The organism is Bacillus sp. FJAT-45066, assembly GCF_002335755.1.
Classification (GTDB): Bacteria; Bacillota; Bacilli; order Bacillales; family Bacillaceae_I; genus Bacillus_CD; species Bacillus_CD alkalisoli.
The window spans coordinates 1,020,343-1,039,871 of record NZ_NISQ01000001.1; the positions used below are offsets into that span (position 1 = coordinate 1,020,343).

23 protein-coding genes and 2 pseudogenes are annotated in these 19,529 nt (G+C 34.0%); 22 read left to right on the forward strand and 3 right to left on the reverse strand.

Annotated elements, in window-relative coordinates; genetic code table 11:
• Positions 1-31: 31 nt before the first annotated feature.
• The 18 genes and pseudogenes from CDZ92_RS05135 to CDZ92_RS20235 all read left to right on the forward strand — a co-directional run.
• A pseudogene (locus CDZ92_RS05135) lies at positions 32-184 on the forward strand (HAD hydrolase family protein); the annotation flags it as partial.
• Positions 185-287: 103 nt separating this feature from the next.
• Positions 288-992, forward strand: a complete 705-nt coding sequence (locus CDZ92_RS05140; RefSeq protein WP_096154122.1) for a GNAT family N-acetyltransferase — start codon at positions 288-290, stop codon at positions 990-992.
• Positions 993-1,205: 213 nt separating this feature from the next.
• Positions 1,206-2,207, forward strand: coding sequence for a S66 family peptidase (locus CDZ92_RS05145; RefSeq protein ID WP_096156919.1), 1,002 nt, complete (start codon positions 1,206-1,208; stop codon positions 2,205-2,207).
• 153 nt (positions 2,208-2,360) lie between these two features.
• Positions 2,361-3,206: an aminoglycoside adenylyltransferase domain-containing protein gene (locus tag CDZ92_RS05150; protein ID WP_096154124.1), complete on the forward strand. Its 846-nt coding sequence runs from the start codon at positions 2,361-2,363 to the stop codon at positions 3,204-3,206.
• Between the two features lie 434 nt (positions 3,207-3,640).
• Positions 3,641-3,991, forward strand: a complete 351-nt coding sequence (locus CDZ92_RS05155; RefSeq protein WP_096154126.1) for a hypothetical protein — start codon at positions 3,641-3,643, stop codon at positions 3,989-3,991.
• A gap of 236 nt (positions 3,992-4,227) precedes the next feature.
• A complete protein-coding gene (locus CDZ92_RS05160; RefSeq protein WP_096154128.1) occupies positions 4,228-4,719 on the forward strand; it encodes a hypothetical protein in 492 nt (163 codons plus the stop codon).
• 376 nt (positions 4,720-5,095) lie between these two features.
• A complete protein-coding gene (locus CDZ92_RS20230) occupies positions 5,096-5,227 on the forward strand; it encodes a hypothetical protein (protein WP_255249783.1) in 132 nt (43 codons plus the stop codon).
• A gap of 111 nt (positions 5,228-5,338) precedes the next feature.
• Positions 5,339-5,478 (forward strand): annotated as a pseudogene (locus CDZ92_RS05165) (IS1595 family transposase); the annotation flags it as partial.
• 209 nt (positions 5,479-5,687) lie between these two features.
• Positions 5,688-5,915 (forward strand): hypothetical protein, encoded by a 228-nt coding sequence (locus CDZ92_RS05170; RefSeq protein WP_096154129.1) that lies wholly within the window; start codon positions 5,688-5,690, stop codon positions 5,913-5,915.
• Between the two features lie 153 nt (positions 5,916-6,068).
• Positions 6,069-6,638 carry a hypothetical protein gene (locus CDZ92_RS05175; protein ID WP_096154131.1) on the forward strand — a complete coding sequence of 190 codons (570 nt, stop codon included), beginning with the start codon at positions 6,069-6,071 and terminating at the stop codon, positions 6,636-6,638.
• A 169-nt stretch (positions 6,639-6,807) separates the two neighbouring features.
• The gene (locus tag CDZ92_RS05180) at positions 6,808-7,233 is read left to right on the forward strand and encodes a hypothetical protein (protein WP_096154134.1); all 426 of its coding nucleotides are present in this window, start codon (positions 6,808-6,810) and stop codon (positions 7,231-7,233) included.
• A gap of 784 nt (positions 7,234-8,017) precedes the next feature.
• Positions 8,018-8,458, forward strand: coding sequence for a hypothetical protein (locus CDZ92_RS05185; protein ID WP_096154135.1), 441 nt, complete (start codon positions 8,018-8,020; stop codon positions 8,456-8,458).
• 161 nt (positions 8,459-8,619) lie between these two features.
• On the forward strand, positions 8,620-8,808 hold the full coding sequence (locus CDZ92_RS05190) for a hypothetical protein (protein WP_096154137.1): 189 nt from the start codon (positions 8,620-8,622) through the stop codon (positions 8,806-8,808).
• A 514-nt stretch (positions 8,809-9,322) separates the two neighbouring features.
• Positions 9,323-10,060, forward strand: coding sequence for an NAD(P)-binding oxidoreductase (locus CDZ92_RS05195; protein WP_096154139.1), 738 nt, complete (start codon positions 9,323-9,325; stop codon positions 10,058-10,060).
• A 206-nt stretch (positions 10,061-10,266) separates the two neighbouring features.
• Positions 10,267-10,482, forward strand: a complete 216-nt coding sequence (locus CDZ92_RS05200) for a hypothetical protein (RefSeq protein WP_096154140.1) — start codon at positions 10,267-10,269, stop codon at positions 10,480-10,482.
• A 372-nt stretch (positions 10,483-10,854) separates the two neighbouring features.
• Positions 10,855-11,145: a VOC family protein gene (locus CDZ92_RS05205; RefSeq protein ID WP_096154142.1), complete on the forward strand. Its 291-nt coding sequence runs from the start codon at positions 10,855-10,857 to the stop codon at positions 11,143-11,145.
• A gap of 533 nt (positions 11,146-11,678) precedes the next feature.
• A complete protein-coding gene (locus CDZ92_RS05210; RefSeq protein WP_227521479.1) occupies positions 11,679-12,461 on the forward strand; it encodes a serine hydrolase domain-containing protein in 783 nt (260 codons plus the stop codon).
• Positions 12,427-12,702, forward strand: coding sequence for a hypothetical protein (locus CDZ92_RS20235; RefSeq protein ID WP_227521480.1), 276 nt, complete (start codon positions 12,427-12,429; stop codon positions 12,700-12,702). The genes CDZ92_RS05210 and CDZ92_RS20235 overlap by 35 nt, the downstream gene beginning before the upstream one ends.
• A gap of 295 nt (positions 12,703-12,997) precedes the next feature.
• On the opposite strand, the gene CDZ92_RS19855 is transcribed toward CDZ92_RS20235, so the two are convergent.
• A complete protein-coding gene (locus CDZ92_RS19855; protein ID WP_176483715.1) occupies positions 12,998-13,138 on the reverse strand; it encodes a hypothetical protein in 141 nt (46 codons plus the stop codon).
• Between the two features lie 637 nt (positions 13,139-13,775).
• Here CDZ92_RS19855 and CDZ92_RS05215 point away from each other — a divergent pair.
• The 3 genes from CDZ92_RS05215 to CDZ92_RS05225 all read left to right on the forward strand — a co-directional run bounded on the left by CDZ92_RS05215 (position 13,776) and on the right by CDZ92_RS05225 (position 16,704).
• Complete coding sequence (locus tag CDZ92_RS05215) at positions 13,776-15,005, forward strand: threonine synthase (protein WP_096154144.1); 1,230 nt, start codon at positions 13,776-13,778, stop codon at positions 15,003-15,005.
• A 66-nt stretch (positions 15,006-15,071) separates the two neighbouring features.
• Positions 15,072-15,449, forward strand: coding sequence for a RidA family protein (locus tag CDZ92_RS05220; RefSeq protein WP_100333602.1), 378 nt, complete (start codon positions 15,072-15,074; stop codon positions 15,447-15,449).
• 37 nt (positions 15,450-15,486) lie between these two features.
• Entirely contained in the window at positions 15,487-16,704 is a 1,218-nt protein-coding gene (locus CDZ92_RS05225; protein WP_096154148.1) for a dicarboxylate/amino acid:cation symporter, read from the forward strand.
• 48 nt (positions 16,705-16,752) lie between these two features.
• Here the strand turns inward: CDZ92_RS05225 and CDZ92_RS05230 are convergent, their stop codons facing one another.
• Positions 16,753-17,694 (reverse strand): selenium metabolism-associated LysR family transcriptional regulator, encoded by a 942-nt coding sequence (locus CDZ92_RS05230; RefSeq protein ID WP_096154150.1) that lies wholly within the window; start codon positions 17,692-17,694, stop codon positions 16,753-16,755.
• Between the two features lie 132 nt (positions 17,695-17,826).
• Here CDZ92_RS05230 and CDZ92_RS20240 point away from each other — a divergent pair, with 132 nt between their 5' ends.
• The gene (locus CDZ92_RS20240) at positions 17,827-18,039 is read left to right on the forward strand and encodes a hypothetical protein (RefSeq protein WP_096154152.1); all 213 of its coding nucleotides are present in this window, start codon (positions 17,827-17,829) and stop codon (positions 18,037-18,039) included.
• A 131-nt stretch (positions 18,040-18,170) separates the two neighbouring features.
• Here CDZ92_RS20240 and CDZ92_RS05240 read toward each other — a convergent pair whose 3' ends face one another.
• On the reverse strand, positions 18,171-19,226 hold the full coding sequence (locus CDZ92_RS05240) for a YeiH family protein (RefSeq protein WP_096154153.1): 1,056 nt from the start codon (positions 19,224-19,226) through the stop codon (positions 18,171-18,173).
• Positions 19,227-19,529 lie beyond the last annotated feature (303 nt).

Sequence of the window (19,529 nt, forward strand, 5' to 3'; positions counted from 1 at the left end):
TAAAGACTTAATATGAAAGTGAGTGAGACTATTGAAATTTGTTTTTGATTTAGATGGAACAGTTTGTTTTAAAGGACAACCAGTATCTAGCAAGATACGTCATTCATTGTCGGAGTTGACAAAAGCGGGTATTGAGGTCATTTTCGCATCTGCAAGACCTATTCGAGATATGCTACCTGTCTTAGCGAGTTAACAGATTCTAAAATCTGTAAAAGACCAGAACAACAGGCAATTTCATTATGAGCATATTGCGAGAGGATACCTATGCTATTAAAGGGGGTAACAACTTGAACTTATTTAATATCATCAAAAACAAACAAGAATATTGGCTTGTTGATCAAATCAAAAAAGATAATATTCCAAAAGAAGCATACTTACATCATTTTACACAAATCTTGGAGGAATGGGGCCACCTGAGGATCGGCTATTTATCTTTACTTATGGATGAAAGTTTTGAAAGCTGGTTGCTCGAAAAAAAGTTTCGCAAGATTTCAAGTATTGTTGAGTATACAAGGAAACTGGCGGATTTACCGGAAATTGATGATCAATTTGGTTGGCATTCTCTTTCAGAAGGATTGATGGATGACAATGAATATGCAAAATTATACGACCTTTGCCGATCGAGGTCTGCCAATAAAAATATAAGGCAGCCAATTGACCAAGTCATGAATTCGCTCAACAATGAATTGGGACCGGAGTGGCGCCGGCATTGTTATTATTTCATTAATGATGAAGTTATAATTGGGATAAGTATTCCTCATATTGAAATAGGGACTGAAGGAAGATTATTTTACTTTGGCGTTCTCCCTAATCTAAGAGGACAAGGACTGGGGGGGAATATCCATAAAATCAGTCTGGTATTACTCAAGAAATTCCAGGCCAACTATTATGTTGGCAGCACCGATGTGAACAACTCTTACATGATTAAAATCTTTGAGAAAAATGGATGCGAACTCCGCGATCGAAAAGGGATTTATAAGATAGTTAAGTAAAAACCATAAAAGATCTTGAACGGAACATGGGTATAGGTGTTCACCCTCTTGGATTATTCCAGAATCGAGCGCGTTTCTGAAACAAGGAAAGTGTCTTTTTTTTGCGAAAATAAGATTGAGTTGCACAAAGGAATTTGAAATAATTGGTATTAAGCAAAAGGGCAGTATAGTTCAACATGAAATGAGAAATGGACGATGAAAGGTTGTTATCCAATGTTAAAACCAAAAGCTTTAAAAAAGGGAGATACTGTTGGCATTATTACTCCATCGTCTCCAGCACCAGTTCTTTTTAGGGAGAGGTACCAAAGAGGGTTAAATCAGTTGGAGAAAATGGGATTTGAAATTATCAAAGGATCATGCTCGAATAAAATACAAGCTTATCGTTCAGGTTCAATTAGAGAAAGAGCCGAAGAAATAAATGAGTTAATATATAATGACGATGTAAAAGCAATTATAAGTACAATTGGAGGGCTTAATTCCAATTCCTTATTACCTTATATTGACTACGAATATTTAAAAAGTAAACCAAAAGTTGTAATGGGGTACAGTGATGTTACAGCTCTTTTATTAGGAATCTATACTAAAACAGGATTAACCACTTTTTATGGTCCTGCCATTATTCCTTCTTTCGGTGAATTTCCAGAAATGTTATTAAAGGGTAAAGAGTATTTTGAAGACATAGTGAAATTAAAAAAGAGGGCTCCGTTCTCGCTAGAAGTACCCTTGGAATGGACAGAGGAAAGGTTAGATTGGAACTTACAAGATAGAGGAAAAGAAATGGCCAAAAATGATGGATGGATAACGCTACGTGAAGGGAATGCCACAGGCAAATTGATTGGTGGAAATTTAAATACGATGTCTGGCTTTATTGGTTCAGAATACTTTCCTAATTTAAAAGGAGCAATTCTATTTATTGAAGACTCCTTTAAAGATATGGCTATTCAAGAACGGTCACTAAGTATGTTAAAGGTTGCTGGAGTTTTTGATGAAATTGCAGGCTTGGTTATTGGAAAGCATGAACATTTCAATGATTTAGGTTCGCCATTTTCACTCGATGAATTACTTATTGAAATAATTGGTGATACGAATATACCTATACTATCAAATGTTGACATTGGACACACTTTCCCTTCGCATGTATTTCCAATTGGGATCGAAGTGAACCTAGATACTATTCAAAGAATAATTACATTCCTTGAAGATGGTGTAATCTAATAACAACGCTTATTCAACGCAATAGGAGCTTATCTCCAACACGGTAAGCTTCTTTTTTTATGGTCAATATATCTTGAGTAAATGTCCAATATTTGGGATAATTGGTACTAAGCAATCGGGCAGGATAATGAAATCAGGTAAGGGGAATTATAAATGGTTTATAATTGGGAAACGTGTTCTTCAGATATAAAAAACTTTATATACAAACTAAATAAAGAGATTATCGAAATAATAAATGATGATTTCATCGGTTTCTATATACACGGGTCATTAGCGATGGGAGGGTTTAACCCTAACAGTAGTGATATTGATGTTTTGGTCATCACAAACAAATCATTAACAGTTGTAACTAAAAGGAAATTAGCAAAGTTCTTTTTAACCTATTCTAACTCCCCATTTCCGATTGAAATTAGTTTTTTAAATAAAGAACAATTAATAGACTGGCAACATCCCTGTCCATTTGATTTTCATTATAGTGAGTTCTGGAGAGAAAGATATGAAAATGATTTGTCAAAAAATACATACAAGTTTTTAAATAGTGATAATAACACAGATACAGATTTAGCTGCTCATATAACTATAACTAACCATAGAGGAATATGTGTAGATGGCAAACCTATTGAAGAAGTCTTTCCTTTCATTCCAAGGTCAGATTATTTATCGTCAATATTTAGTGATTTTCAGGAGTGTTTACAAAATATTGAAGCCGACCCGATTTATTCTACGTTAAATTTGATTAGAGTATTTTGGTATTTAAAAGAAGGAGTAATTTCTTCAAAGCAAGAAGCTGGAAAATGGGGATTATTAACACTTCCTAAAGAGATGAGTAGTACTGTTAAAAAAGTAGTAGATAGTTATGCGAACGATAAAGATAATTATGATTTTGATAGAATTGAACTTTTATTGTTAAGAGACTATATTTTAGATAATGTTCAAAAGTTAATAAACTGGAGCTTAACTGCAACAAGGTTGGACACCGGGACAGGAAGAGGCCACTGAAATAGTCTCTAATTTTTAAAAATTAAAATGAATGCCCAAAAAACGAGGCTCCAGAATCGTTTCTAAGCGATGCTAATGTGTTTGGGGACATAGTTTACCCCCTTAATTATCTTCTTTTTAAAAAACTATTACTTTTTCAGTGCCCTGGGAGAGGAACAATGTCCACTTAGAAACGTGTTCTTACAACTGTTTATATTTATAAATTTCGTACGATACTTTAGTGTTATAGTTAAGTATAATAACACGGAAATCAGGGAGATGCATTTTTTAATGTATTACCCATTTAATAGTTTTTTACATACTTAAGGTTAAGGTTCTAGAAGTTTGATAGTGGAAATCGTCTTCTTTTTTGGCTATCTTTTGGTAACATTCGGTTCAAGTAATAGCATAAGCTAATTTTAAAAAAGATTGTGAAAGCTTTTGGGGGAGTTATAATGAAACGATTAATTCTAATATGTTCGTTTTTATTGTTAGCTTTGATTATAGGTTGTTCTTCTAATGAAAAAGCTGATACGAAATTCTTTTTGCTTATTGTTCAAGGCGAAGAAAATATTATTGAAAAGTTTAGTAAATTTTTTAGCAACGATTATTCTGTTGTAAAATCAGAATATTTAACAAACTTAGCTACTGCAAAGGAAAAGTATCCTAAATATGAAATAGAAAAAGCTCCAGCAGTACTTATTTTCGAAACTGGTGGTGGAGAACTGAAACAATTAATATTAAAAACTTATGATATTGAAGAAGCTGTTAAATTCCTTGATAAAACAAAGAAAGACAGTCAATAAGTAGGATATTTAAAACAATTTGGGATCTATTCTTTAATAAGGTATTAATACCAGCTTGATAAACTGATTGAGGGGTATTCTCCTCTGACTTTAAAAAGCTATTGTTTTTTATATAATATATTGTTGTGCTACTTTGGAGATATTGACTTGAATGAAATGACCACAGAACTGGAAATTGAACATCTCCGTGAGTCCTGTCAAAATGCAAATAAACTATTTTAGGGGAAGTGATATAGTTGAAGAAGTTATTTCTTTTATTTTTTTCCATTACCTTGTTGGTAGGTTGCACTCAAGACAACACTAAATGGTATAACACAAAGGAAGATGCAATTAAAAATGGATTGGAAGAAGAGAGTTCCAATGCAATTTTATTATCTGTTGAGGAATATAGTGGTGAAACGATTGTGTTTTTTGAACTTAAGGAAGCGTTAGGTGTTGCGAGTATAATAGAAAGTAAGAAGGGATTTAGTTGGTATAGAGGACAGCCATTTATTGGTTTTGATGATGACGGGAGTACTTTTTCAACAATGGGATTTAATATTGAGACTCACCAAGGGACAAATATTTCAATTGTAGCAGGAAAGGCTTACGATGAAAGTATCAAACAAATAAAAATACTTGGTGATGGTAAGGAAAAAGAAGTACCTATAACAGAAAAATCTCGTTTATTTTATGCATTTCATGGTGTTTCTTTTACTTCACTTAAGATAATTCCAATTGTAGACTAAAAAAATATATATATCCTTAGCACTTTTTGAGCTAAGCGGGTGCGTATCCTAAAGGAGGAGATCGCACCTTTGTTATTGAAGTAAAGGAACATAATTGTAAAAAAAAGGATTTCTATTTTATCTATTCTATATAAAGATATTGTATGTAAAAGGGAGGCAATAACAAACTGGTAGCGTTTGTACCAGAGTTCTAAATTAAGTGAACTAATAAGTTATTGTTGAAAAAATGGAAAGCTTTAGTTAAAGATAGGGATGCTACGGCGGTACCCATTCTTATTACACTAATGTGGAATTAATATATTTACCAGTAAATTCAAATTAATCAATCACAGGAAACATATTTAAGGTATTATTTTCCTTGAAGGAGATGAAATAAATGAAAACGGATAAATTCATAAAAACTGCGATCGACGTAGTGGGCTTTCCATTTACATTAACAAATATGTATTTTAATAAAAAAAGAAAATTAAAAGAAATTGGTCAGAGAGTAGAAGTCAATGGTAAATAGTGAATTGTTGAATGGAGAAGTAGTGATTAATTTTAAAAACAAAGTAATAAAAAGTTTTAATCTTAATGATATAAGAAAGTAGGATGAAAATACCATCACTAGTGTTTTACTTGGCGCACCTTTAAAACATATGCGGCTGTAAAAGTTTAGATGTATATCAATTCAGTTCCGACGGGAAAGTTCGCACAAAAGGCCTCTATCACATCCAGAACGTCAACAACTACCACTGCAGACTTAAGGGGTGGATTCAACTACTATACAAAAACGAATGATAGCATCTATTTCTGCAATATTTTAACCTAATTCGCTAACGTATTATTATGTAATATACTAAAATGTTCGTTTTTCAATAAACGAACCTTAATTATGAAATTGATTCATTTAACTAACGCATTTTAGTTGAGTAAAAAGCGGGGAGAACTTTGATTAATTCTATACAATTATCAAGGTGGTGTAGACTTTGGATATAAAAGCGAAATTTATAGTAGGTGTTTTAACCGTTGTTTTCGGATATGTATTTTTCAATGTACAGCAATTTATTTTAACTTTATTGCCAATTAATCCGTATCCGTATGTAGGTATCATTATGACAATACTTTTATTTTTCGGTTTTTTATTTTGCTATATTATTGCGAAACAAATAGTAGATTATTTAAAATTAAAACAAATATTTTTATTTAAAAGATAGCTTGTGTATGCTAAAAAGTTATTGCTTATTAAGGAATCGGATAGCGAATATTGAAGAAGAACATCTACTGATCGAATCATGATTGGTAACAGCTCTTGTAGAAGGAAAGAAGCAGAATAGTTCAATAACCTGTTATGAAAAAGGGGGAAATATATGAAGCAAAAATTCACTTTATTATTTTTTCCAGTAATAGCAATTACAATTATTTGGTTTGTTTTCTATGGTAATAAACCACTAACATTAGAGAAAGCATTAGAGCAAGAAATGCCTTATTATCAGGCAAAAGAAATAATTCATATTGAAAAATTAGATGAATTTGCAATTATAGTTTCTAAAGCAAATCCCGATAAGTTGACCAACAGTAATTTGCATACCGAATACACTATCCCAGTCATTGATATTTTTGTAAAAAATGATAAAAAGGGATGGGAAAGATTAAATTCATCATGGAAAACTCCACGTTCTTTTACGGATGATTTAACTTATTTTTTTAAATTTTTACCAAGTCAGGAGAACCGTTTAATTAGTTTCGGAGATATAAATAATCCTGATATTCAAACGGTAAAAGTTCAAGTGAGTAATGAACTTATTCCTGCAAATATTATCGAGGATTCTTATGGTAACAAGACTTACTTTTTAATACACGACTTTGAACCTGAACGAATTGTAACTGGTCATTCTGAAAATGGCGAAATCCTTTTTGAAATAAATAAACGCCATTAATTTCATTAGATAGTCACTGTGGCTTTAATAACTAATTGAGATAGTTTCCGAAACCTTTTGGTTATTAAGCTATCTGCAGCGAATATTGAAGAAGAACAGCTACTGATCTAAGCAGGATTGGTAGCTGTTCTTGTAGAAGTATTGGGAGATAATCGAGGGGTGAATGAAAATGTCTGGATATAATATATTTATAGTAATGTTTTTAATGTTATTTGTTTTCACGTCATGTTCAAATAATAAAATAAAACCTATTGAGGGTGTTAAAGAAATTCAATTTATCATTAGTGAAAATGGGATAGTTGTTAATAGTGGTGACTTAAAAGAAGAAGATGAGATAAGAAAGATTGTTGATTTGCATAATACCGCAACCTTTATTGATGAAGTGGAAGAAAATATATTAGTTCGAACAGTTCCTTTGGTCGAAGAATTTTCGAACTCTAGCATTGGGTTTTATGTAAATCCAGAGAAAATTATTCATATTATCTATGATAGTAATAGCATTTTTAAGGTAATACACAAAGATGAAATGATGGCTTATTACATAAAATCGCCTGAACTATTAGAATTTATCAAAGAGAATAAAGGTGAAAAGTAAATTTCTTCAACTAACGGATGCTTGTGCGGCCGAGCCTAGGTCGTATCATAAAGCGGGTGGGATTCCCGTCGAGTAAGAACTAGCCATTCACTCGTAGCGAGTCTTGGAGGACTATAGGTAACTTTAGTCTTTAAGCGTAGACTGTAGAAGAAGAGCAAGAAGAGCTTTTGGTATACTAGGTATCTACCATATTTTTTAGAAGTTACTGATAATATATTTATGTACGAAAGAATTACTCTATTTTTAATGTTAATTCGTGTTGACGATTTCCAAAGATCCTTTTTATATCCTTATCAAGGAATTATCAACTTATTGTATTTAAAGAGGTAGTATAGAGTTATAAACCGTACGTTCATCAAGGAGGGAATTTATTGGAAAAAGAAATCCAGTTTAGAATAGCCACTGGAATAGTTGCTTATTCAACAAACTTGGAGCGAATATGAAACAAGGAGAGGTACTGATCTTAGCAAGATTAGCACCTTTCTTTATTGAATTCGAAAGATGTCCTGTTGTTGTACCGACTTCTTAAAAGATGGTTATTATTTGTTTTTTTGAAACTTTAACCTTTTAATAGCCGTATCTATTTTATAGGTGCTGAATTTGGTTTAAAGGGGTTAATGATGGTTTCTATGAATTTATTTTTCAAGGGCGTGAAGTAACGGCAGCAAGAGTTAGAGACCAGTTTGGTTAAAGCTCTTTTTTTTTCTAATTTGACTAACCTGCTCATAAATCAATAATAGTATGGATTTTTAGGGTAATTTAAAAAGAAAGGAGGAGGACGAAAATGCGAAAATGGCACTTATTATTCTTTTTAATATTTTTATTAGCTGCCTGTTCCTCTATTGATGTTAATAATGTGGAGCGAGTAGATCTAAATTATTGGGAAAATGATGGTGGTGTAAAGCCAAAGGATGAATTTATTGATAATGAGGAAACAATTGAAATGTTTGTTGATACAGTCAACCATGCTAAGGAACTAGAGGGAGAGGTTATTACTACTAAACCTTTATTGTCATTTATTTTAGGACTAAAGGATAATAAATACAAAAATTATCACCTTTGGATTAATGAGGATGGTGAGGGGTATATTCAACGACTTTTACCAGACAAAAACGGAACGTTCAAAATAGATAACAGATCAGTTGAGAAACTTCAAGATTACTTTAATGATAAAGAAGATGTAAGTTTAATATCAAGTGCAATAGAGTTTGAAAGTAATGATTAATTCGTGAATTTTCTTATTCAAGTAACGGGATGCGTTGATCCAAGAAGGGATTAGCGCTTTTTTGTTGAAGTGTTATTGTATATATGAAGCAGTTTAGTCAATAAAAATATGGTGTAATTTGTAATAGTCTGTAATGGATACTGAAGGAGGTAAAAGAACTTATGGTTCCTTTTTTAGTCTTTCTTTTGATTATTTTAACAGTAGTGATTGATTTTTTGTTGTTAGATAGAGACCGTAAAAGATGGGGTTGGATGAAAAATTGGTCTAACAGAAATAAAGTATTATTTTTTATTGGATTTATTGCAGTTTCCAGTTTGATTTATTTAGGTTTAAGTATTAAACACCTTTAAGTATATTATTAATTATTAGGCTCTGTTAAAGACCGCTGTTGATTTCCGCGCAAGTCTCCGCTTTCCGCGGGCGTGGCTGGAGCCTCCTCGGCTTCGCCTGTGGGGTCTCCAGGCCAACGCTACTCCCGCAGGAGTCTACGACTTGCGCGTAAATCAACTGCTAGATAGGTATCAAAAAATCAACACTAACCTTTAACAGAGCCAATTATTAAAGTAACGGGTGCGATCTCAAGAAGGAGAACGCACCTTTCTTATTGAAGAAACCCTTAGATAGAATTGAAAATGGCATATTTAATATAACTATCCGTTATCAACTTGATGTGGATAGGAAAAAACAAATGATATTACAGTATTTAAATATTAGTAAAACGCTGAACATAATTGTGATACTTTGAATAATAGGATAATACATATATTGCAAGAGGAGGAAGCATGATGAAATACAGTATTTGTATTGCCCGAATAAGGTAGTGTGACTCTCCAACCGCGGCGTGAGAAACGGAGGTGGTGGAAAATGAGAGTATTAGTTCTTGGGGCCAGCGGAGCTACTGGTAAACTAGTGGTCAATCAATTAATCAAAAGGAAAATTAATACTCGGATTTTCATTAGAAAAAGCGCAGTTCTGTTTAATCACCTAGAAGAAAATCCATTAGTGGAAATCGTTAAGGGAAATATCAACGAAATAGATGATTCTGAGTTGAATACCCTTATAAGTGAATGCAATGTCATTATTTTGTGTCTTGGTCACAATGTTACACCCAAAGGAATGTTTGGTAATCCTCGTAATTTAGTGTTTGATGCAATTAAAAGAGTATGTGAGACAGTCAAAAACAATGCTAACAAAAAAGTAAAGATCATTCTTATGGGTACGACAGGCTATACAAATACTATATCGGGAGAGGCAAATTCAACAGGAGAAAAAATCATCTTTTCCGTACTAGAGCTTTTGCTTCCACCTCATCGTGATAACATCAAGGCAGCAAATCATCTGATACGCGAGATTGGTAAAGAGGATGAAAAGATAGAATGGGCTATCGTCCGACCTGATACATTAGTTAACCATGATGAAGAAAGTTCTTATGAAATTTTCGAATCTCCTGTAAGAAGTCCATTATTCAATCCGGGTAAAACTAGCAGAATTAATGTAAGTCGTTTTATAACTGAACTAGTGACAGTTGAAAAAACGTGGATAGAATGGCGGTTTAAGACTCCGGTGGTTTATAATAAATCATCTTTAGGAAGCGATACGTAAAACTGTGCTTTCTTGCACAAGGATGGCAGCGTTTCTATGAATATACTGAAAACGGCAAAGTCTAGGGTTTAGAAATTAGCTATTTATCAGGTAAGTTTGTATTTTACTAGAAATTGGAGAATAAATGGCATTATAACAACTTGTAATGATATTCATTTAAAGTAACGGGGCTAATCTTTAAGAAGAAGATTAGCTTCTTTCTGTTGATGCTAAAGTTGTCCTTGGAAAATCAGGAGCAGACCGAACAATATGCAATGATTACAACTATTGATGATAAAGAGTTTTTTGAAGAATTGGTAAAAGAATTAGACAATGCCAATACTCATTCAACAGCACATAATGATTGGGCATTACCAGATTATAAATTGATATTTAAAATAAATAAAAGTGTGACTTTTCAATTTGTCATTCGTTATGAATAGGAGAAAGATAAAAACACATAGGAGCGGTTTTTTTGGGGATATGACTTTAAAGAAGAAGAAATTAATGAATGGTATAAAGATGTTAAGCTAACGGGTGCGTTGATCCAAGAAGGGATTAGCGCTTTTTTGTTGAAGTGTTATTGTACTAACGGAACAGTTTAGCGGAAGATGTCCTATTGTTGTAACGACTCTTGGAAAAATGGTTATTATTTGATTTTATGAAACTTAACTCTTTTAACAGCCGTATATAAATTCAGCAGCTATAAAATAGGTTTATAGGGGTTAAGAGTTTCTGTGAATTAATGGCATTTCTTTATTGTGCTAACGAATCAGAATTCTTTAATAGATGCGTGGGTATGGGAGGGGAATTTTATGTGGGTAATGATACTGATTATTATTATAGGAATAAGTACGATTATTGCATTGTTAAGAGAGCAGTTGAAACAAAACAAGAGAATTATTGAACTGCTTGAAGAAGAAAAAAACAACAATTCTGAACTTGAAAAAGTGTATGAACGTGTAAAAATGACCGGGTGTCCAATTGATGAGAGGATTGAAACTCAACCTTGGGGAGAAAGATGTTTTTATGCCAAAGATCCTTTTGGCAATCCTATTTGTTTTGTAGACGAAAGTACCGTGTTTTTAGGACAAGAAAAGGAATAGATATATGTTTTTTCCAAATGAATTGATAGCACAAGAACCTTCATTTGTCTTCGGCTAACGGGTGAGATAGCTGAATGAAGGTTGTCGTCTTTCTCTTGTTGAAGTAAAGAAGAAGGAGTATTGAAGAAGAAAGAGGTGAGTTTTCTTGAGAAAAGTAAAAACCCATTCGTTAACAATATTTGCTTTAATAATAAGCTCTGCGTCGATGTCACTATATGTTTATCAAAACTATACCAATCAGGAAATAGGCTATGGAATCGTATTCACATCATTAACTTTATTTCTAATCGGACTGATCATTCATAGTATTATAAGAAACAAAAAAATAAATAATGAAAATGCCAAATGAGTTCAACCTTATTGAACAAACGGAGAGCGTTGATCCAAGAAGGGATTAGCGCTATTTTGTTGAAATGTTTTTGTACTAACGATCAATAGTTGAACAAGAAAAATGCTTTAAGTATATAGTTTGTGAATATAATTAGAGAAGATCCAAAGCAAAGGATAATTTAATTGAGAGGGGGCTATAATAGTTGCTAAGAACAATTGATTCATCATTTGTTGCTGATTTAGTTTCAACTTCGGTATCAAAGAAAAATATATATGGTGCTGTATTATGTGTTGAAAATGGGGACAGTTCTTTATCGCTCTTATACGGGGCAGGAAATCTATCTGAAAATAAACCATATTTTATCGCAAGTGTTACAAAATTATACGTAACAACTGTATTACTACTATTAAGAAGAGAAGGCTACTTACAATTAGAAAATAAAATCTCCGAATATTTTACGGATGAAATTCTACATGAACTCCACATATATAAAGGTATAGATTACTCCAAAGATATAACAATCAAACATTTAATGTCTAATACGTCAGGAATACCTGATTACTTTTCCTCTGAGGCGGTGAAGGAATTAGTGACAGGAAAAGATCAAAGTTGGGGTTTTGGAAGAGTAATAGCGAGTGCCAAAAAAAAGAAACCGAAATTCGCACCTGGAAAAAGGGCTCAATACTCTGATACAAATTATCAACTTTTAGGTAGAATTATTGAAACAATAACTAAAAAAGAAATCCATACGGTTTTCAAAGAATTTATTTTTGATGAACTAGATTTAGTGGAAACGTACTTATTTGAAGATGTGAATGATGAAAAACCTGCCACTATGTATTACAAAGATAAGGAACTCCATCTTCCCCAATATATGTCATCTATCGGACCAGAAGGAGGCATTGTATCAACTGCGAAGGAATCTATGCTATTTTTAAAGGCATTTTTCAATGGACAGTTCTTTTCCGAAAGAATATTTCACTGAGCTTAAAGAATGGAAAATCCTTTTCGGTCCAGGATTATTCTTTTATGGGGTTGGAATTGCAAATCAACCTATATCTATTAAAGAATTTAAAAATGGATTGATAGGACATTGGGGGCAGACAGGTGCTTTTTCATTTTACCATCCAAAGACCGACCTATATTTTACAGGAACAACTAATCAGTTTTTTGGGCAAAATGTCGCAGCAGGGATGATGTTGAAGATAATCAAAAATATTAAATAAAAAATAGATGCCTAATGTGGGTTAATAAGACATAATCTTGGAATAGATTTTGAAGTATTTTATTTAAAGGAACGAGGATTAATTTTCCAGAAGGATTCGCATTTTTTAAATACAAATAACTATCTAACGAGCACTGAAGTTGAAGGTAAATACTAATAGTATTAGGGGCTGTATCGGTGCAGCTGTTTTGCTTGTTCCACTAAAAGTGTCTCCAAAAGGGATATTCCTATTAGACTAACTGAACATAAAAAGCAGAATATCACGAATAAATGATATTCTGCTTCTGAGAAAAAACTTATTCGCCTTGGGCACCGTTTGGAGTCACTCTTCGAATGTGGTTATCTTCAAAATTGTTTTGACGAGCTTTCTCCACTTTATCATTTAAAAGTTTCTTTTGGTCTACCTCTGGTGAAGGTGTCTGCTTGTCTTTGGACATTGGTGTTCCTCCTTTGTTAAAAAATCCCTACTTTCTTATTTTGCAGTCCTTTTATAAAAATAATCATAGAATATCCCTTTTATTTTTAAAAAATAATAAAACAATAAAGAATTGTTTATGGTAGAGATTTTTGAAGCAAAGAGACGGTTCTAGTGCTCCGGAAGCAAGAGAACCGTCCCCGTGCATCTTTTTGTTTTGACCACGAGTTGAATATTTAATAGTTTAGCAAAAGCACTAGATTCTAGTGCTTTTTTTATTGAATAAAGGAGATTAATAGAAACGCTCTGCGATTTTCCCATATTTTAATGGAATCAAAGCGCCAGTCTTTGGGGACCAAAAATGTCCAACTACTTGAGTGAGTTTCATAATGTACAATTACTAAACGAAAAATGAATAATTAACCTATTTTTAAATATAATTTACGTGTTAAATCGAACGTTGTCTAATTATAATAAACGGAACATTCGTTTTTCACTAAACGAACAGGAATTATGAAATTGATTCATTTATTAAGAATCTTAATACATGCGATAAGAAAGAGTCATAGGTTGTTTTTTAAATATTTAGAAAATACTGACCATAATTGTGATACTATAAATTATATAGTAATACATATATAGCAAGAGGAGGAAGAAATATGAAATATAGCTACGTTTCCCATCTATATTGTCCAAAATGTTCTTTAAAGTATGACGTGAATCAAGTTCAACAGCTTTGCGAATGTGGATCGCCTTTGCTAGTCGAGTACGACCTCACTAGTATGAAAGAAAATTGGAAGCCGTCTGACCTCATTGGAAGAAGAAATGATCTTTGGCGATATCATGAACTTTTGCCATTGCTTAAGGAGGAAAATATCGTATCGATGGGGGAAGGAATGACCCCTTTAGTACGAATGAAAAAACTGGGTGAAGACATGGATATTCCTGAGTTATATATGAAAGATGAAGGTATCATTCCAACCGGCACCTTTAAAGCTAGAGGGGCTGCGGTAGGAGTATCAAAGGCAAAGGAATTAGGAGTTAAAGAATTGGCGATGCCAACGAATGGTAACGCTGGAGCAGCCTGGTCTCTTTACGCAGCAAAGTCAGGAATCTCCTCCACGATTGTCATGCCAGTAGATGCACCAATGATCACTCGAAATGAGTGTGCAGTAGCTGGTGCAAATCTTTACTTAGTAAACGGTTTAATTAGTGACGCCGGAAAAATTGTAGGCCAGGCTGTAAAAGATAATGGACTATATGACGTTTCTACGTTAAAAGAACCATACCGCATTGAAGGAAAGAAAACGATGGGATTGGAGATTGCTGAACAATTGGGCTGGGAAGTTCCTGATGTGATCCTTTATCCAACCGGTGGGGGTGTTGGCCTAATAGGAATTTATAAAGCGTTAAAAGAACTTCAACAATTAGGCTGGATTGGCGAAAAAATGCCTAGATTAGTAGCCGTTCAATCAGACGGTTGTGCACCAATCGTGAAAGCATGGGAAGAAGGGAAAACTGAATCAGAGTTTTGGAATGATTCGGAGACCATTGCTTTTGGGATTAATGTACCTAAAGCTTTAGGTGACTTCTTAGTTTTACAGGCTATTTATGAATCAGAAGGCTGTGCTGTATCCGTGAATGATCTTGCCGTCATTGAAGAACTGAAGCTCATTTCTAAAAAAGAAGGTGCTTTTGTTTGTCCAGAGGGAGCTGCAGCATTCCTAGCAGCAAGACTATTACGAAAAGATGGTTGGATCAAAGCAACTGATAAAGTTGTTGTTTTAAATACAGGGGCAGGAATCAAATACCCTAATACAGTGGAAGTTGAAATACCTAGGCTGCAAAAGAATGAAAAGATTAGACCTAGAAATATAACAATGCAATAATCTAAGTCTAAATGAAAGCGTTGTCATATGTGGTTTTTAATCATTTTTGTTAAAGGAGGATTACACTTGAAAGAATTGAAAACCGAACTTGCGCCTTCCGCTTTAGGTCCCTATTCACAAGCGATTGATACAGGTAATCTAATTTTCGTCTCAGGTCAATTACCCATTAATCCTGAAACAAATGAATTGGTTCAAGGGGATATTGGTCTGCAAACTGAACAAGTAATGAAAAACATCGGGGCGATCCTAGCTACTGCAGAACTTTCCTATCAACATATTGCCAAAGCAACAGTATTTATGAAATCGTTAGAAGACTTTTCTTCTTTTAATGAAGTATATTCGACATTTTTATCAGAACCATATCCTGCTAGGGCAACTTTTGAAGTTAGCCGTCTTCCCAAAGATGCAGAAATAGAGATTGAAATTATCGCTTTTAGACGATAAGTATTAAATCAATTTTAAATTTGAAGGAGGAAAAATGATGAAAAAGAATTTTACGCTTCAAATTGCTGTTGCATTTATTCTCGCAATCCTCGTAGGAATATTTATGGGGGAAAAGGCTTCTATCGTTCAACCACTTGGGGACTTATTCTTACGATTAATTAGGTTTATCATTGTGCCATTAATTCTTTCAACCATTATCGTTGGAATTACCAGTGCGGGGGATATGAAAAAGTTGAGCCGTTTAGGGGGCAAAACAATCACCTATTACCTGATTACTGGGCTCCTTGCTGTTACAATTGGATTAGGTGCTGGATTGATATTCTCCCCGGGATCTGGAATAGACATTACTCTTAATGAAACTGCTGCTGAACCTAAAGAATCTCCAGGTGTCATTAATACTTTATTAAATATCATTCCAACAAACCCGCTTGAGTCATTAGTTACGGGATCTATTCTACAAATTATCTTCTTTGCTATCTTCTTAGGTATTGGAATTGTCATCGTAGGGGAAAAAGCAAGACCTGTCTTACACTTTTTTGAAGGCTTGTCTGAAATCATGTATAAGATTACCGCAATTGTAATGAAGTTAGTTCCAATAGGAATTTTCGGTTTATTAGCACCCATTGTAGGAACTTATGGATTAGCTATATTGTTACCGTTAATTAAAGTGATTATCGCCATGGCTGTAGCGGCCATCATTCATGTGGCAATCGTTTATTCACTCGCAGTAAAGACATTTGGAAAAATGAGTCCTCTTCACTTTTTTAAAGGGATTTTCCCAGCTGCAGCTGTTGCTTTCTCTACGTGCAGTAGTGCAGGAACCCTTCCTGTGACAATGAAAAACACACAAGAAAATTTAGGAGTTTCTAAAGAAACAAGTAGCTTTGTTTTACCATTAGGAGCTACTATTAATATGGACGGGACAGCTATTTATCTAGGCATTGCGACTTTGTTCATTGCCCAATACTTTGGAGTGGATCTTTCCTTTACTCAACTGTTAATGGTTGCACTAGTGGCAACATTAGCATCGATTGGGGCGGCCGGAGTTCCAGGAGCTGGAATGGTGATGTTGACAATGGTGTTGGCAGCAGTAAATCTTCCATTAGAAGGAATTGCGCTAATAGCTGGTATTGACCGAATACTAGACATGATGAGAACAAGTGTGAATGTTATGGGGGATGCATCTGGTTGTGTTGTTATAGAGAATTCCGAAAACACTTCTACACCTGTATTAGACAAAGGTCAAACGGTTTAATACTAAAACTCGTAATAAAAAATGATAAAAATAAGAGGGACGCCCTATTTATAAGGGTGTCCCTTCTTCTATTGATTCGTTTTTTAATTTTTCTATCTGATAGTATTGAGAAATAAACGAAAGAAAGGATTCACTTGGAAGGGTGAGTGCTTCTTCTTTGTAAATCAAGGTGAAGTGACGCTTCATACGAACATCTTGAATATATATCTCCCGAAGAACCCCCAACTGTAATTCCTTTTTAATAGCTGATTTAGATATAATGGATACTCCCATCCCAGACTCAACGGCTGACTTGATCGCTTCTGTATTTTCAAGTTCTAAAATTACATTTAGGTCTCTTGGATTCAGGTGAAATTTTCTTAAGTTTTCTTCCACAACCTGTCTTGTTCCAGATCCCTTTTCTCTCATAATCATTGGTAATGAGAAGAGCTCTTCCGCTGTAATCTCTTCTTTGTTAATCTTTGAATCAAATAGACTAGAAGATACGATAATCACAAGCTCATCTTCCATAAAAGGGAGTTGCTGAACTTCTCGATTAATAGTATATGTTTCGATGAATCCCAAATGAATTTCTTGATTGTACAGTTTCTCAATGACGACATCAGAGTTGTCTAGCTTTAAAAGAAGATTTACGTGAGGAAACTCCTTTTGATATCGTCCAAGTATGTAAGGCAAAATATACCCGCCTATTGTTAGACTGGCACCAATATTCAAATCTCCATGAATGGACTCTGATAAAAGGGAAATCTCCCTTTTGGTCTCATGAATTACGTTTAATATTTTCTCAGCATATTTATATAATAGTTTACCTGCCGGTGTTAAGGTAACGCGCTTTGTTGTTCGCTCAAATAGCTTGATTGATAATGAGTTTTCTAATTGTTGTATTTGTAAGCTTACACTAGGTTGAGAGAGATGTAGTATTTTAGCTGTTTCTGAAAAACTGTTACCCTTTGCTACGATATAAAACACCTTTAAATGTTCTATATTCATCCCGTATCCCCTTTCCACTAAAGCTTTCTACTAGTAATTATACTATAATTCGTTTGTAAAAAGTGGAAAAAGACCATCTTTATCATAGGCTGTGTTAAAGGTTAGTGTTGATTTTTAATACCTTTCTAGCTGTTGACTTCCGCGCATATCGTAGACTCCTGCGGGAGAAGCGGGGAGCGGGAGACCCCGCAGGAGAGAATGCGACGAGGAGGCTCCCGGCCCGCCCGCGGAAAGCGAAGATATGCGCGGAAATCAACAGCCCTTTCAACAGAGCATTATCATAAAGACGGCCAAGGTTTAATCTTGTACTTTAACAAATCAGAATTCATTACAATAGTTAATTGAATCAATTTCATAATTACTGTTCGATTACTGAAAAACGAAGGTTCCGTTTATTATATCGATATAAAACGTAAATTATATGAAAGAAAAGGTTTAATATTCGTTTTTCGTTTAGTAATTGTACATTATGAAACTCACTCAATTAGTAAAAGCAAGAATGGAGCAAGTAATGTTAAGGCGATAAAACCGACTATACCTACTAATATTGGTTTAAATCCAACCTTTTTAAAATCGCTAAATTTAATGCCTAAACCTAAACCTGCCATAGCCATGGATAAGAGAAATACACTGACAAATAAAAGACCGTTCACCAACTCTTCAGGTAGCAAAATAAAGGTATTGATACAACTCATTGCTAGAAATCCAAAAATAAACCAAGGAACCGGTAAAGTTTTGATGGAAGATTTTTCTTTCACGTTACCTTTCCCCATTTTTGAAAAAATAAATCCAATAATAATAGCTACAGGGATTAATAATACGACTCTTCCTAATTTAACGATAAGGGCTGTTTCACTGCTAACTTCACCACCAGGCACTGCTGCAGCTATCACATGTGCTAATTCATGTAAAGTAGCACCGACTAAAACTCCATAACTATAAGAATCGAGATTTAAAACAGGGTACAAGAAAATATAACCTAAAGCACCGATTGTGCCTAATATCGCAATACATGCAACGGCTAAAGCAGTAAACTCTTTTTTGCTTTTAATAACAGAGGCTACCGCTACAATGGCGGCTGCTCCACAAATAGCAGTTCCTACCGCAATTAACGTATTCAGATGAAGATCTACTTTCAAAAACTTTCCTAATCCAATCATGAAAACTAAAGTAAATACAATAACAATGGCATCAATATAGAGGATGGTAAGTCCAGCTTCAAAGATTTGATTAAGATTTAAACGTAAGCCCATAAGAATAATGCCAGCTCGAAGCAGGTATTTACTGCTGAATGTTATGCCTTGATTAGCTTGCGGTTGAGCTCCCATGATACCCGCCCAAAGCATCCCGAGCAAAATGGAGATAATCATGATTCCCATGATTGAAAAGAAGGGCAATAGCACGATCTGATTGGCCACAAGTGCCAAGATCAATGTCAAAAGTATTCCTCTTATATATTCTTTCCCTTTTATATCTCTCATTTTCACGACTCTTTCTTTCACCATTTCTGTTTTAATTCTTTGCAATTCCATCCTAGTCACCCCTTTACCGTACATATACAAATCACCATCATAAATCTAGAGTAACACAGAAACTTGCGGTTGAATTATAGCACTTTACTATAGGCTTTATTAGGAATTGTAATAGGTATTTTTATAAAAAGTGATGGGCACAGGAAGGGTTCTTCTTTACACTAATAATAAGGAATCTTGGTTACTGGATAATCGCTTTTAGCACGATCAAATTGAGTAATAAATACACTTTCAAGGTATTACATTTGAACAAGGGAAATTATTACTTTTGTAGATATGCTGAGGGGGCTTCCTTATTGAATT